General features: G+C 47.1%; 10 protein-coding genes. 5 read left to right on the top strand and 5 right to left on the bottom strand.

Annotated features, from left to right (window positions below; translation table 11 throughout):
- Positions 1-204: 204 nt before the first annotated feature.
- Entirely contained in the window at positions 205-942 is a 738-nt protein-coding gene (locus EKG39_RS00505; protein ID WP_126503207.1) for a YciK family oxidoreductase, read from the bottom strand.
- A gap of 261 nt (positions 943-1203) precedes the next feature.
- On the opposite strand from EKG39_RS00505, the gene EKG39_RS00500 reads away from it, so the two are divergent.
- The 3 genes from EKG39_RS00500 to EKG39_RS00490 all read left to right on the top strand — a co-directional run bounded on the left by EKG39_RS00500 (position 1204) and on the right by EKG39_RS00490 (position 6028).
- Positions 1204-3690, top strand: coding sequence for a VolA/Pla-1 family phospholipase (locus tag EKG39_RS00500; protein ID WP_126503205.1), 2487 nt, complete (start codon positions 1204-1206; stop codon positions 3688-3690).
- A 140-nt stretch (positions 3691-3830) separates the two neighbouring features.
- A complete protein-coding gene (gene sohB / locus EKG39_RS00495) occupies positions 3831-4862 on the top strand; it encodes a protease SohB (protein WP_126503203.1) in 1032 nt (343 codons plus the stop codon).
- Positions 4863-4993: 131 nt separating this feature from the next.
- Complete coding sequence (locus EKG39_RS00490; RefSeq protein WP_126503201.1) at positions 4994-6028, top strand: AraC family transcriptional regulator; 1035 nt, start codon at positions 4994-4996, stop codon at positions 6026-6028.
- 75 nt (positions 6029-6103) lie between these two features.
- Here the strand turns inward: EKG39_RS00490 and EKG39_RS00485 are convergent, their stop codons facing one another.
- From EKG39_RS00485 to EKG39_RS00470, 4 genes are all read right to left on the bottom strand, one after another.
- A complete protein-coding gene (locus EKG39_RS00485) occupies positions 6104-7297 on the bottom strand; it encodes an SO2930 family diheme c-type cytochrome (RefSeq protein ID WP_126503199.1) in 1194 nt (397 codons plus the stop codon).
- A 137-nt stretch (positions 7298-7434) separates the two neighbouring features.
- Entirely contained in the window at positions 7435-10086 is a 2652-nt protein-coding gene (locus EKG39_RS00480; RefSeq protein ID WP_126503197.1) for a parallel beta-helix domain-containing protein, read from the bottom strand.
- Positions 10087-10444: 358 nt separating this feature from the next.
- Positions 10445-11563: a DUF481 domain-containing protein gene (locus EKG39_RS00475; RefSeq protein WP_126503195.1), complete on the bottom strand. Its 1119-nt coding sequence runs from the start codon at positions 11561-11563 to the stop codon at positions 10445-10447.
- A gap of 90 nt (positions 11564-11653) precedes the next feature.
- Positions 11654-12250, bottom strand: coding sequence for an arylesterase (locus EKG39_RS00470; RefSeq protein WP_012142043.1), 597 nt, complete (start codon positions 12248-12250; stop codon positions 11654-11656).
- Between the two features lie 16 nt (positions 12251-12266).
- On the opposite strand from EKG39_RS00470, the gene EKG39_RS00465 reads away from it, so the two are divergent.
- Entirely contained in the window at positions 12267-13019 is a 753-nt protein-coding gene (locus tag EKG39_RS00465) for an ABC transporter ATP-binding protein (protein ID WP_126504679.1), read from the top strand.
- The gene (locus EKG39_RS00460; protein ID WP_126503193.1) at positions 13019-15490 is read left to right on the top strand and encodes an ABC transporter permease; all 2472 of its coding nucleotides are present in this window, start codon (positions 13019-13021) and stop codon (positions 15488-15490) included. Before EKG39_RS00465 ends, EKG39_RS00460 begins: the two co-directional genes overlap by 1 nt.
- The last annotated feature ends 9 nt before the right edge of the window (positions 15491-15499 follow it).

Raw genomic sequence — 15499 nt, 5'->3', positions numbered from 1 at the left:
CGATGTGTTTGTTCTACCTATGAAAGGCCGCTGATGCGGCTTTTTTTGTACCTGTTATTTACTATGAGCTATTTGTCTGCACCCTGTCATCCTAAGATGACTGGCAAAGGATGGAGGCGGGTATTTTGCGGCTAGAATAGTTTGTGCCCTGAACAGATAATGTGTTCAGGGCAAGTTGATGCCAGTAGTTTCGGCAACAAGCATTTATTGTGCGTTAAGCTGCTGTCCGTTGACGCCAACAGAGTCATTGCCCATCAGATACAGATAGGTGGCCATGATCTCTTCTGCGGTTTTCAGTGTCTGTGGGTTTTCAGCTGGGTATGCGTTGGCTCGCATCGCTGTACGAGTCGCACCTGGATTAATGCTGTTAACTCGCAGGTTGGAACCATCATATTCATGGGCGATGGATTGCATCATGCCTTCGGTAGCAAATTTAGAGATGGCGTACTCGCCCCAGAATGCTCGGCCTTGTCTACCCACACCACTGGAGGTAAATACCAGAGATGCCTGCGGCGCCTTTTTCATCACAGGTAGCAGCGCTTTAGTCATCATTATCTCGGCAATCACATTGACCTGCATGACTTCGTTGACTGAGTCCATATTGATATGCTCGAATGGACCTAAAACACCCAACATGCTTGCGTTATGCAGCAAGCCGTCCAGGTGACCAAATTGCTCTTCAATAGTTTGCGCCATATCCAAGTAGTTCTGCTCGGTAGCGCCTTTCAGATCCAAGGGGACGATCGCTGGTTTCGGGTAACCCGCCTGCTCAATTTCGTCGTATACTGCTTCGAGTTTCTTAACTGTCTTACCAAGAAGTATTACCGTGGCGCCATGCTCTGCAAAACTGATCGCAGCAGCGCGCCCAATGCCGTCACCCGCGCCTGTAACGAGTATCGTTTTGTTAATAAGTAGATCTTTTGCAGCTTGATATTCCAACATGAGTCAATATTTCCTATCGACGGAAAAGCCCGCCACCTCTAGAGTCACTGATGTGATGAACACTTGTTTTAAACAAATGATTAATTATTGTTCGTCTATTCGTTGGTCGAATGTGACAAAATTGTAGCTAACTCAATATTTTTACGTTAACTTTAGCTTAGGTAAGGACTTAGAAAAGTCCTCTTTGGTCATACATTTCGACTATTGTGACCAATTTTTTGCTGAAAATAAAATTATTACAACAAGATTTGGGGAAAAAAGATGAAAAGACTCCTTTTGGGTGTTGCTATTGCATCTGCGCTTGGGCTTACAGGATGTAGTGAAGATAGTGTCGACGAACTCACGGATAAGGTTGAGCCTCTGATCCCTGAGTCTCATATTTTATTTAATCCTGATCCAGCTGTTGGTGATGTTCCCTTGCCAAACGATCTCCTCTTTAGTGGCACACTCGATGGCACCATTAACATTCCGGGTGAACAAGCCGATGGGTCGAGTGATTATACCGACCCCTCTATGGCACTTGGCGCACTCGATGGCTGGTCTACCACTGCACCTATCTCTATTAACGTCGACCCGGCAACCGATCATGATGGCACCGTATTATCTTTAGATGTTGCTTCGGTATTTCAACCCGGTGCGGTAAGAGTGTTTGAGGCGACTGTCGGTGGCCCGCTATCTATGGATCCTGAGTGTAAAGCCGCACCTTCGGTTTCCGCTTGTAAGGTGGGTGCTGAACTTCAATTCGGCGTCGATTTTGTCTCTAAGGGATCGGGAAACACGATAGCCATAGTGCCGCTTAAGCCCCTCAAGCCAAATCAGTCATATATCTATGCAACGACCGATCTGATACAAGACTCCGAAGGTCGCAGCATCGCGCCATCAGGCACATATTTACTGCTTAAATTAGATATTGAGACTAAACCCCTCGAAACTCCCGATCAGCTAATGCTGCAAACATTAGTTAATAGTTACGAAAAAGGTATGTCGGCCGCTCACGGTGTGGACTCTGCGACTATCAGTTACTCAGGCCTGTTTACCACTCAGTCGGTAGCAGATGTATATGAGACCTCTAAACTGCTTATGGTCGACCCGACGCCGGGTAACCCGTTTGCACCCTCTATTTCTGTGCCAGTTCAGCATCCTCTTGGGATCACAGTGGCCCAGGCCGCTGGTTTGACTCCTGCCGATGGCGCTGCCTATGTGGTATCGAGCTTAGCCGATGTGTATACCGCACAGGCGACTCTGCCTACCTATGGAACTTGTAATTCTGTTATGTGCGCCGGTATCGACGGTTCATGGAAGGCCCTTGGCGATAGTCCGGTTTCGGTATTGCTGGCACTTGAATCGGGTACCATGAGTCAACAGACTTATGGCGCTCAAGCAATGGCTTATGACATTGATCCGGCGGAAGGAATCGCAAATCCGGCGCTTCTGGCCGGTAAGACCTGGTTACTTGATGATGGTACTGCGGCGGATAAGGCTAAGCATCTGACCAAGTTTAACCCTATCCCACAACCTACCGGCGCCGAGACCGTACCTGTTTTAATCTCTATACCAAATGCTGAGCGCCTTGCAGGCTTCTATGCCGCTCAAGGTTTGCCCTTTACGCCTCCAGTCGCGGGCTGGCCAACGAACCTTGCCATGCATGGCTTGGGTAGTGGTAAAGAAACGGCTTTAGCCTATGCGGGAACCTACGCCGCAATGGGGGTTGCTACAATCGCAATCGATATGCCTCTCCATGGCGCACGTTCGTTCGATGCTAACGGTGACGGAATATATGAAGTTTCATCTTCTGATCCATCCTATGGCGCCGTGATAGGTCAACCTGATGCATTTAAGAACGGAAACCCATTAGTTTTTATCAATATCGAAAGCACCTTGAGTGTGCGTGATAATTTCCGTCAGGCAACATTGGATCATCTGGCCTTGAGAGCGTCATTAACCGGCCTTGCAGGTGGTCTTGCCCAGGCTCAGATGCCTCAGATATTTGATATCACTAAAATGAGTGCACAGGGCTTGAGCCTTGCCGGCATTGTCGGTACCGATTTCGCGACCTATGCGAGTTCCGGTTTAACTCATCCCGATTCCGGCGCCGACTTAAGCTATGTCTATAAGCTTAATGCGGCATCGCTGGTGGCACCAACCGGTGGATTGGCTGGTACCTTTATCGGCTCTGCAACCTTCGGTCCTATGTTGTTTGAGAATGTGACGGCCAGTGATACTTTCCAGGCATTAGTCGATGAAGCTAATACAGCAGGTTACGAGCCGGACACTCCTGAGTACGCGGCGCTTGTACAGGCCGTTTATGCTGAATTTCTACCGACCTTTGCCTTCGCGGTTCAGACGGCGGTCGATAGTGCCGATCCAATCAACCATGCAGCCGTGTTGAAAGCTACCGGTTTACCTATTCACTTAATCGAAGTCGTGGGGGATGGCGATCAGCATCTGCCTGATCAGGTATTGCCAAACAGTGTCGAAGGCTTCCCGACTGCGGGTACTGAGCCCTTGATTGCGAATCTTGGCCTTGAGTGCATCGATACTACAACTGCGGGCTCTGGTGCAGTACGATTCACTAAGGGTCATCACAGCTCGATTATCAGCCCTGAAGGACCTGAAGGTTCGGCGGCTGCGACAGTTGAGATGCAGCAACAGGTGGCTACCTTTGCCTCGACAGCAGGCAAGGGAGATGCAACTATCCTGGTTCAGGATAAGAGCGTGATTCAACCTTGCGCCGTTCCGGCAGGTTAATTTAACTTAACTCATTGGACGATATAAAAAACCCGGCAATAGCCGGGTTTTTTATTGGTTAATTTGTTATTAAGGTTAGGGCTGTTAGAATAGCCCTAATTTTTTGATAGAAACAAAAATATATTAAGCCGGAGCCTATTTTGGAATTTTTGTACGAATATGGATTGTTTTTTGCCAAGGCAATCACTGTTGTTTTGTCGATTATTGCCGTTGTGATTGTCGTGCTGGCATCAGCCGTTAAGCAAAAGAGTGAGAAGGGCGAGCTGAGAATGACGAATGTCTCAGAGGAGCTCAAGACACTCAAGCACGATCTTAAAGAGGAGCTACTCAGTAAAAAGCAGTTTAAAGCCTATGAGAAGCAACTCAAGGCTGATGAGAAAGCTAAAGAGAAGGCGCAGAAGAATCAAAAAGAGGAGGTGATTGAGCCTCGTGTGTTTGTCGTCGATTTTAAAGGCAGTATCGATGCATCTGAAGTCGCATCACTGAGAGAAGAGATCAGCGCCATCATTGCGATAGCAGAGCCAGGTGATGAAGTCATCGTCAATGTTGAGAGTGGCGGCGGCATGGTTCACGGTTATGGTTTAGCTTCGAGCCAGCTCGACCGTCTTCGCCAAGCCGAGCTGCCTTTGACTATCTGTGTCGATAAGGTCGCAGCCAGTGGCGGTTATATGATGGCGTGTGTCGCCAATAAAATCTATGCGGCCCCATTTGCCATTGTTGGCTCTATCGGTGTGGTGGCTCAGGTACCTAACTTTAATCGTCTGATGAAAAAACATGATATCGATTATGAGCAGCATACAGCCGGTGACTTCAAGCGCACATTAACCCTTTTTGGTGAGAATACGGATGAAGGTCGTGCTAAGTTCCAAGAGGAGCTTGAGGAGACCCATAAACTATTTAAATCCTTTATTGCCCAATACCGTCCGGAGCTCGATCTGGCCAAGGTAGCTACAGGCGAACATTGGTATGGTCAGCAAGCGATAGACTTAGGTCTTATTGATGAGATTGCAACCAGTGATGATGTGGTGATGAAACTGGCATTAGAGAGAACCGTTATCAAGGTTCGTTACCAGTTAAAGAAGAAATTTGCTGATAAGATCGCACATGGTGCATCGTTATCTTTCAATGCCATCTTCAATAAAATGGCAGAGAAGAATCAGCCACTGAATTAATTTAAATTGATTCTAATAAGCCTGCATTTTGCAGGCTTTTTTGTATCTGATTGGGTGAATAGAGAAAAAACACTTTTATTATTGAGGCATTTCTTATACAAAATAGATAACAATAATAAAAAAGGTGCTTAATGAAGTTTGCTCAAAGTTATAAGCCCAATATGATGGTAGGAGATCAATCTTATCCGGCCTATCAATTACGGAATTTGCTCAGGTACCTGCAAAAGCATCAAGGTGAGGAGGTAGCACAGAGACTGTGCTCACAGATAGGTGTCGGCATAAAAGAGCTGGAACACCTGCAACTCATCTATGTCTGGCAAGCGGACTTCGCGATGGCGTTTCTGCAGCAATATACTCAAGACCCCGAAATCGGAGCCAAAGTGGGTTGCCAATATTCTGTAGATGATTTGGACTTCTTACTCAGCTTCTTTACCGAGTGTAAAACCATTGGCGAGTGTCTGCAGTTTGTGGTCTCTCATCCCGAGCGAGTGGGGAGCTTTACCGATACCTTGGTCAGCAATGAGGGCGGGAAGCTAAGGATCCGCTGGTTAAATACCGGCAAGATTGACCCAAAGCGCTATTCATGTCAGTTCCAGCATAGTGTCTGCGGTTTGGCGACCGTAGGGAGTGGACTTGCGGGACAGCCAATTTTATTCGATAAAATTACCCTGGCAGAAAAAGCGCGCAATGCGGATTACCTCTCGTCGGTCACAGGGGCCGAGATTGAATTTGGCGCCGAATTTAATGAATGGACAATCGATCATCGTTATCTGTCCCTTCCCGTTACCTATCAATTTAACCAGCGAATGATCAATAAGGAATCGGTGAAACAAACGTCCTATATTGAATCTCTGCTCGAGCTCTTAAGGCAAACCTTTCCTGATTGTCCCAACATGGAGCAGATGGCGATACATCAAAATATCAGCGACAGGACATTGAGACGTAAGATTTCACAGGCCGGGACGAGCTATCAGAAGTTAGTCGATCAGGTTCGCTGTCAAGCCGCTATCGGTTTGATCTTATCCGAAGAGAAGAGTATTGAAGATATCGCCGAGATCATGGGGTTCGGCGATGTGAGTCACTTCAGGCAGAGCTTTAAACACTGGCTTGGACATCCTCCGGGGCATTTCCTGCGTTTAAATGAGAAGAAAGCCGACCAGAGCTAGCCACATAGGATTAATCTTAGGCTGCGATAGAACCACAGCCTTGGTTTCATGCTTACGTTGCAGCTGCTCTCTAATTTATGCCTGACAATTGCCTATGGTGGGGGAAAGTGAGTCTATCCACTGTTTTATCAGTTCGATGGCTTCGGTGTGAACCAAACTTCTACCTATGGGAGGCATCCTGTCTTTTGCGGAGTTCAATTCTTGTCTATAGAGTAAAATCGAATGTTCACCATCTCCGGGGACTATGTCGTAAGATAAACCTTTAGGGCCTCCATCCCAGCCCGGTGGTTGCTTACAGATCCCATATTGATAGCTGGTATGATCGATATGAAAACCGAGTCTCAGTCCGGAAATACTCGCAAACCCTTCGGCTCGGTGACAATGGGCACAGTTGATATCGATATATCCTTTTACCCGCTGAGTGAGACTTTCATCCGTATCAGACAGTGGCGGTGCGTGGGCTATCTCATCGAGCTGCGGTAGGCCGGTTAAGCGTGATTGGTTCTGCCACATCTGTAATTGATTGACTGTAGTGCCATTAAAGTCAATGTCGTGGTTCAACAAATGAGCCTTAAGGCCAATAGGACTGATATTACTGGTGCTATCTATGTTGACCTGATGACAAATTTTACACTCGGCTCGGCTCGGAACGTGATAATCGAAGCGTTCGACCTGTCCCTGATGGTTTAACGTATGAGGAATGTCGGCTCCCGCTTGTATTAAACTGGCCTCACCGTTTTGCCAGAGGTAGGGGAGTGTTGTCCAACCTGACTCCCTGTGGATCAATAAACGTGTTTCAATAAGTACTTCATTTTCCGGGTTGGTGACTTGAGTATCGAAAGGCATTGAAAAGGTTTTTGTTAATATTGTCCCGATAGGAAATTGAAAGGTGTCGGTGGGATGAAAAGTGGCCTGCTTCCCTTCGGGTATAAAGATGAACCTATACTTGCTGGCATAATTAGTGAAAAGTTGAGTCGAAAGGTGGTAGGGCATGCCGGGGGCTACAGGATCTGAGCTTGGTGTCTGGGGATCGACAAAGAGTCCATATTGGGCTAAGTCGTCACAATCCTCATTCATCAGTGCTTCCCAGTTGATGCTGCTTGTTGTCTGTTCGCACAGCGATGCTGGCGTTACCGGAGTCTCGGGCTGTGGTGACGTATCGACCGAGGGCGACTCAATACTTTCAACACCGGGATCTGTCTCTGCTTCTGAACCACCGCACGCCGATATGAGGAAGAGAGCTAAGAGTAAAATGATTAGTTTTTGCATACTTCACCTATGAAGAGCTAAGAGCCTTGTGATGTAGGCTCAATAAAAGAGAGCATAAGCAGTAAACGACTAGAGAGAGGAATAAAAAAGGCCGGGTAAACCGGCCTTTTTGTTGCTATAAGCCTATTGTGAAACGCTTATTGTGAACAGCTTGCCATAGGCAGGCGTTTTATCCATTCATGAATGAGGTCAACACCCTCTGCATGAGCCAGACTTCGACCAATTTCAGGCATACGGTCACCCGGGAGCACTGTTTCCATCCTGAAGTGAAGGATTGAGCGATCGGGCGCCGTAGGTACGACGTCATAACTCAGAGAACCACCACCATAAGCGACCGGCGACTTACAGGTACCATGAGAGAATCCTTCATCTTCGCTGTAGTCCCTGAAGTACTCGAGTTTGAGCCCTGTGTTAGAGGCATTACCTTCGGGGCGATGACAATGGGCACAGTTGATATCAAGATAACCTTTGGCGGTCTTCATCAGCATCTCATCTGTCATTGAACTTAACTGAGCTTCATCGCCATCTGAGAATGTGGGAACCGTGTCTATGGTGGCGATATCGGGGACGCCCTTAAGGATCCCCGCAGCCTGCCATTTCAGTAACTGGTTCATTGTACCATCGGCATAGGTGTGATCTTTATTCAGATAACGAGCCTTAGGACCGATAGGAACAAATACCGCCGGGCTATCGGCATCGGCTTTAAACTGATGACATTGCTTACATTGATTCATGCTTGGAACGACATAATCAAAGTCAAAGGTTTCACCGTTATGAGTCACCTGTTTACCCTGAATCGCACCCGCTTTGGCCAATACCGCATCGGATTTTTCAGAATTAAAGATGTAAGGCAGTGCTGTCCAGCCCGTCGAACGGCGGATCAATAATCGAGTTTCGATCATATCTTCGTTTTCTATACCCCGTTGACTCGTATCTGCGGGTAAAGCGAAGGTTTTGGTGATCACGGTTCCGACAGGGAAGTCCATACTCTCTTCTGCCGAATAGTTTGCCGTCTTACCTTCGGGCACGAATACGAAACGATATTTACTGGCATAATCGGTAAACAACTGGGTGTTCATATCGTATGGCAGGCCACCTGAGTTTGCGCCAACCGTTGGGTTTGATGCATCGGCAAACAGGTTGTAGTCGGAAAGGCTTGGACAGTTTGCGCCCAGCAGTGCCGGCCAGTTGACGTTGTCACCACTGGTTTCACACAAGGCTAAGTCACCATCTCCGACCAGACCACCTTCGCCTTCACCTATGCTGCCACCACCTCCGATAAGATTACCGCCGTCACAACCTTCTACCTCGTCATCGACGCCACAGCCGAAGATCTCATCGCCAAATGTGACCGTGTGAACCGGTAAGCTCACCTGAGCACATTTCATGATGTCGGACTGAGTCGGCTCATACAAGACATCTGCGATACTCATATCCGTATTGTTGTTAGCGTAAAGTCGGCCAAATGAGACATCCCCATTGTCGCTGGAACAGACATTATCACTGCCATCCTCGGCGAATGGAGTTTCCTGCAAGCCCAGGTAAGCGGCGGTGCCGTTATTTGATAGCATTTCACCTAAGCCATCATAGAGTACGCCCGGGAATTTTCCGTGGGTGAAGAGGTAAGCTTTAATGATATCGTCGATAAGGTAACCATTGGGTTTCTTACCATAGTCGGTAATGACGTTATCGTGGAGGTAGATGTTACGCGGCGTAGGTCTCCAACCATCTTCAATAGGTTGACCGGGTTGACCGTAGTTAGCAACGAAGGACCCCATATCCGGTTCAGCAATGAAGAAGCTGGTTATTGCTACGCCCATGGTGTCGTGATTGGTGATCTCGTTATTGAAGATCTCAACATCATCGGTAGATAAAATGATCATGCCGGTACCCGGCGGAACGATATGTACACCGGCTGGGTTAGCCGAGGCATTGGCAAAGTTTTTGGTGTTGTTATCGTAAACTTTGTTGTTAAAAATTCGAACACTTGAGCCATATCTATGGTTGTTGATTGGCAAATCGAATACTAAAATACCACCGGTATTTCCCATCGCTTCGTTATCGTATACGTCGGCATATTTCGAGTTTTCAATTTCAATTCCGGCCACATTTTCTTTCGCGATATTGCGGCGTACGACAATATACTGAGATTGCCCCACGTAGATACCGGCATCGGCACTACCCCGGACATAAGTATCTTCAATTAAGATATTTTCACACTCGACAGGATAGAGGCCGTAAGCGCCATTCCCTTCATCGAGTTCACCTTCCCAAACGGTAGCGAGACGACGAAGAATGATACCGTTAGTATTTTTGAGTTTTATACCGTTGTTTTTGGCTTCATTGACCGAGAGGTCTTGAATGATGACGTTGACGGCGTTCTGAACAAAAATACCATCACCCGTGACAGATTCTGAAAAGTCTAATACGGTCTCATTCATACCGTATCCCATGATGGTGATATTTTTTGCCAGAGTTCCATCGCCATCCACATCGCCATCGAAGAGCAGCGTAGAAGCTATCTTGAAATTGCCTTTAGGCAAGACAATGACATCATTACTCTGAGCGTTTATCAGTGCTTCCTGGATCCGTAGTGTGAGATCCTCCCCATCGGGGATCATGATAGCCCCTTCGGGGAAACTGGGTCCCGGCTCGGGTATAGGGGCAACCGTGTCGGTTTCGTCTTCGATGATCGGCTCGTCGTCATCCGATGAACAGCCGGCGATACTTAAGGCAACGGCACTGGCCACGAGAGAGGGCAATAACCATGATGGTTTCTTGTTAAACATAGCGTCTCCTGCTTATTTTTATTATTCCCTTCTTAGATTGCACTGACGTACTATATATGCAATGTGAAATCCGGCCAACAAGCCTGTAACATAATTGCTTCATTTGATGCTTTCGAATATTAAAACGCGAGGTTGGTGTATTGTTCTTATAAATCAATAAGAAAGATGCAAAGGTAAACAGTGGTTGAAATTTGATTAATTTAATTATTTTTGATAGGAAATTGAGGGAGTGACGGCTGTTATACCGATTGGTATCAGGTTACTCTTAATCAGCAGGCTTAATATTTTTGGCTTTGAGATTTTTAAGCCCGTGGAGTTCCGGGCCGGTCGGTTTTTCAGTTCATGATTGTAGCGTCGGTCAGATATCGATACCGAAGCCTACGATGAATTGATAATCGTTTTGTTTAGGTATAGCGCCACTAGAGTCTATTTGAGGCTTGTTGGTGTGATCCCAGACCAGAGAGAGATCGAGATCAAACATATCGGTGAGTTCAATGGAGATACCTGCAAGGGCGTGGTGCGTGTAGCCACCTGATTTCTCATTACCGTATTGAACTCTATAAAGGGTATTGAAATCGATATCATCGGTTATTTCTGTATCAAATGCCGTATCTACCACTAATGCGGTACTGCCATCGTCCTCACTTTCATCGATGGCGACATTGTCGAACTTGGTAAAGGTATATGCAGGACCACCTGTGAGGCTCCAGTTTGATTTCGGCGTGTCCACAATGTCGTAACCCAGACCGAAACCGAGCGTATTCTTATATTGAATGTTTTTTATCGGATCCAGATATATTTCGGCAAATATCGGGCGCAAGTAGAACTGCTTTGAAATGTACCAATCGAAATAGGCGTTCAGACGATGATTATTGATATTATTGAGACCCTCAGACTTTGAGTAGTTGCCTAAGTAATCGAGGTTAAAGCGTGATTCGGTTGTACGGCGATGTGCATTGGCAATCGCGCTAAAGTCGACCTGGTCAGTATTTCCTGAGCGCAGGTTCGCACCGAGTGAAATTTTACTCGACCAATAGTTTGATTCAGTTTGCTCGCCAGCGATTAGCGTCATGACTTTACTGCGATCAAACTCTTCCCCATCGATATAGACCTTACCATTTTGAAGTCGCAAGAGGCCTGTTTTGGTACTTAGATCTGTAAAACCTACACTGATAAGATCATGACTTTGCAGTACCTTAACGTCTTCCCAGTCGACAAAAACAGTATCTAGCTCATCACTTTCAAATTCTAACTTATCGTCATAAAGGTTTTTAATTTCCCCCTTAAGCAGTTCGAAGGATGTGAGCTGGAGCCAGTCGAAGGATGAGTCGGCGGGAGGAAGAAGTTGGGCCGGAGCAAGCCTGTCAGAAACGGGAGCCTCGGCAATATGAGTCTGCGCCTGGGCTGTAAACATTATGGCCAGACTTAGTCCTAACGTCATATTAGATAATATGGTCTTTTTTGCCTTATTATTCATGAGTCCTTTTCCGGAATGTTCATCATTCAAATCTTGTTGCCAATATTTTATCGATAACTCTTTATAAAGCAAATGGATAGTGTTTTGTACTTAAAGTGCATTTTTAACCCAAGGAAGGATAAACTCTGCGATATCGCCTTGAGCCTCAGCATTTGGGTGTATGCCATCTCGTTGCATCAACTCCGGTTTTGTTGCTATCTGAGTCATGAAAAACGGCAGTAGGGTGATCTCATGTTCGTTCGCCAGATCTTTATACACCTGTGAGAACATTGAAGCGTATCTGGGGCCATAGTTTGGTGGGACCATAATCTCAGACAGGAGCACTTCGACATCTTTAGCCTGAGAGAGAGTAATTATTTTTGTAAGATTTTCTTTCAGTTGCTGAGGAGTAAAACCACGCAATCCGTCATTCCCACCCAGCTCAATTAATATTAACTCGGGCTTGGCAGACTCAAGCAGAGCGGGCAGTCTACGCAATCCGCCCGCGGTTGTTTCACCGCTGACCGAGCCATTTATTATCTCATGTTCGGGGAGTTTAGCTCTTAAAAGGTTCACCCACCCCTTATCTTCATCGACACCATAACTTGCACTAAGGCTATCACCTAGGATTAATATAGGGGCAGCAGATAATTGAGTGCAAAAGAAAACAGTCGCCAGGGTAAACAGGCCCAGAGCAGATTTAAGCATGGAAGAGAAGGGTTTTATGTCAGAAGTCAGTGCTATCACAGTAAACAATCTCGTTAAGTCAGTGGCTACCCAAGAGGGAGAACTTACTATCCTCAACGGCATTAATATGGATGTCAAGCAGGGGCAAAGTATTGCGATACTCGGGCCATCAGGCTCGGGCAAGTCGACCTTGCTTGGATTACTCGCCGCCCTGGACTCTCCGACCAGTGGAGAGATCATACTAGATGGTGTTGCTTTACAGTCTTTGGATGAGGAGAAGAAGGCGGCTTTAAGAAAGCAAAAGGTCAGCTTTATTTTTCAGTCTTTCATGTTGGTCGATACTCTCAATGCGCTGGAAAACGTGATGCTTCCTGCCGAGCTTGCAGGTATCCATCAGGCAAAAGAGAAAGCCGAGGCCATGTTAGAAAGAGTCGGGTTAAGCCATCGACTCACGCATTTCCCTAATCAACTGTCGGGTGGTGAACAGCAAAGAGTCGCCATTGCCAGAGCCTTTATATGCGAGCCGAAGGTATTATTTGCCGATGAGCCGACCGGAAATTTAGATGCGGTAAATAGTGAAAAGGTCGCTGACATGTTGTTCGAGCTAAACAGAGAGAGTGAGACAACTTTAGTGTTAGTCACCCATGATCTGATATTAGCCAAGCGATGCCAGCGTCAGCTGTTAATGGATACCGGCGTGATAACCGAATCTGAAGGTGAGCCTGATAAGGACAAGACTTTATCGAATAATCCGGCACAGAGTCATCTGGCTAGTGTGGAGGCGAGCTAATGGAGATAAGCTTAGCCTGGAGGCTATTTAAGCGGGAACTACTGCAAGGACAGCTACTATTAATCGTTTTAGCAATCACATTAGCCGTGTTATCCGTAACCGGCTTAGCCAGAGTCAGCGAAAGGTTACAGATTGCTATTAATGGGCAGGCCTCAAAGTTTATCGCTGCGGACAGGATCATTAACTCTCCGGTTAAGATTGATGAGTCATTTATTGCAAAAGCAGAGGAGTTGGGGCTAGCACATGTATCGAGCATGCAGTTTAACTCCATGGTGTTTGCAGAGGATAAGTTTCAGCTCGTAACAGTAAGGGCCGTGGGAGAGGGGTATCCGCTCAAAGGCAAAATTGAGCTTAATTCTGATTCAGTGACTCACTCAGGCGATCAGACTGGTCTACCCGGTTCCGGTCAGTTGTGGTTTGAAACCCGTCTGGGCGGATTACTGGCTTATCCCGAATCGCTGGAGCTGGGCAATAAGCAGTTTACGCTCAGTGAGGAGATATCCCGTCTGCCCGACGCAGGTTTTAACCCGTTTGCCTCGTCACCGGTCGTGCTTATCAGGCTGGAAGACGTTGCAGCTACCGGGGTTATACAGCCTGGAAGCAGGGTGACATATTTGGCTCAATTTTCTGGCGACGCGTCTCAATTAAAGCAGTTTGAGTCATATATAAAGCCTAAGCTGACCTCCAGTCAACGTTGGGTCGATGTACAATCAGGTGAATCTCCCATCGCGGATGCGGTGAAACGCGCCGAGCGATTTTTGCTATTGGCAAGTTTGTTAGGTATAGCATTGGCTTGTGCCGCCATTGGTATTGCGGCACAGCGCTATTGTCATCGCCACTATGATGTCGTGGCCATGTTGAAAACCTTTGGAGCATCGGCCAGACAGATCCGAGTTTTGTTCGGTACGCACCTGCTGTTAGTGACCCTGTTTGGCGTAATTCTGGGCCTGATGGGGGGCTTTGCACTGGATGGCCTTATTACCTCCTTCCTCCCCGAAGAGATAGCGGCTTACTCACCGCCCTATATTCGTCCGATATTGTTAGGCTTGGCGACAGGTTTTATCAGTGCGTTTATGTTTTCAGCTTACCCTCTGATGCGCCTGCTCTCTATCCCGCCATTGCGGGTACTGCAACGACAACTTGAGGGGTTACAGCTGGGAATGTGGTTGCACTTGCTTCTTAGCCTTGGTGCTATGGCTCTGTTAGGCTATCTTTACTCGAAAAGCCTGCCATTGACTTTGACTGTGGTTGCCGGAGTGCTCTTGCTGGGCGTGTTATTGAGTATACTCGGCTTCTTGATGATCCGTGCCGGCCATAGCATAGGGATGAAAACGACCAATCCTTTGCAGCTGGCCTTGGCCGGGCTTAGGCGTCGTGCTAAACAGAATGCGGTTCAACTCGTCGGCTTCAGTAGTGCACTTGTGCTGTTATTGACTATCCTGGCGTTAAGGCAAGACTTGCTCAGTGAATGGCAAAACCAGTTGCCCGAAAATGCGCCCAATTATTTCTTAGTTAACATCTCTCCCGATGAAGAGGCTGAACTGGGTAATTACCTGAAAGCCAATACGGTAAAGACAACCGATATTTATCCCGTTATCAGGGGGAGGTTAACCGAGATCAACGGTGAGAAGCTTATTTCGGCCGAACAGGAAAAAGCAGGTGCTAAGGGCCGATTAGGGATCTCTCGTGAATTAAACCTTACCTGGCGAGACTCCTTGCCACCCAATAATGAGATCCTCGAGGGTGAGTTCAATCTAAATGAGAGCGATGTTTCGGTTGAGTCAGGTGTTGCCGAACGCTTAGGTATCAAGATTGGCGATAGTTTGACTTACGTTATTGATAACCAAAGGTTAGTCGTGAATGTGGGGAGTTTGCGAGCGGTTCATTGGGAGACACTGCAGCCCAATTTTTTCATGATTTTTACTCATGCTTCCCTGGCGTCATTTTCTCATACCTCGATGGCAAGCTTTCATCTGGAAGAGAATAAACAGGGGATAATACTCGAAATTATTAAACAGTTCCCCACGGTCTCTATTATCGATGTCGGTACTATGATTAAACAGCTCAGGCAGATCGTAGATCAGGTTTCTTTGTCACTGACGCTGGTATTAGTGCTAGTGGTACTGGCCAGTAGTTTGGTCATGATAGCCCAAACTGAGGCAGGAATGGCCACCAGGCAGAGGGAGCTTGCCGTGCTGAGAACCTTTGGCGCATCGGGTTGGCTACTGAGAATGGCCACGGGGCTGGAGTTTGCGTTACTGGGAACCGTTGCGGGTTTTCTGGCGGTGATCGTTGCCGAGTTTACACTCTACCTGCTTAAGACTCAGGTGTTTGAGTTGAATGTCTATATGCATTGGCCTTGGTGGGGAATAGCGCCTGTGTGTGGCGCATTGACCGTTGCCTTATTAGGCGTCTGGCGTTGCAGGCAACTGCTTAGCAAATCCTGTGCAGACTTGCTAAAAGCCGGGTAAGGTCATTGT

It is taken from the genome of Shewanella atlantica, assembly GCF_003966265.1.
Classification (GTDB): domain Bacteria; phylum Pseudomonadota; class Gammaproteobacteria; order Enterobacterales; family Shewanellaceae; genus Shewanella; species Shewanella atlantica.
Note: the sequence above shows the minus strand (reverse complement) of the source record. Positions and strands in the feature narration are given on the sequence as shown.

Excerpts from the sequence above, each read along its gene's own strand:
- EKG39_RS00505 (WP_126503207.1), bottom strand. The coding sequence starts at position 942 with ATGTTGGAATATCAAGCTGCAAAAGATCTACTTATTAACAAAACGATA.
- EKG39_RS00500 (WP_126503205.1), top strand. The coding sequence starts at position 1,204 with ATGAAAAGACTCCTTTTGGGTGTTGCTATTGCATCTGCGCTTGGGCTT.
- EKG39_RS00490 (WP_126503201.1), top strand. The coding sequence starts at position 4,994 with ATGAAGTTTGCTCAAAGTTATAAGCCCAATATGATGGTAGGAGATCAA.
- EKG39_RS00485 (WP_126503199.1), bottom strand. The coding sequence starts at position 7,297 with ATGCAAAAACTAATCATTTTACTCTTAGCTCTCTTCCTCATATCGGCG.
- EKG39_RS00480 (WP_126503197.1), bottom strand. The coding sequence starts at position 10,086 with ATGTTTAACAAGAAACCATCATGGTTATTGCCCTCTCTCGTGGCCAGT.
- EKG39_RS00475 (WP_126503195.1), bottom strand. The coding sequence starts at position 11,563 with ATGAATAATAAGGCAAAAAAGACCATATTATCTAATATGACGTTAGGA.
- EKG39_RS00470 (WP_012142043.1), bottom strand. The coding sequence starts at position 12,250 with ATGCTTAAATCTGCTCTGGGCCTGTTTACCCTGGCGACTGTTTTCTTT.
- EKG39_RS00465 (WP_126504679.1), top strand. The coding sequence starts at position 12,267 with ATGTCAGAAGTCAGTGCTATCACAGTAAACAATCTCGTTAAGTCAGTG.
- EKG39_RS00460 (WP_126503193.1), top strand. The coding sequence starts at position 13,019 with ATGGAGATAAGCTTAGCCTGGAGGCTATTTAAGCGGGAACTACTGCAA.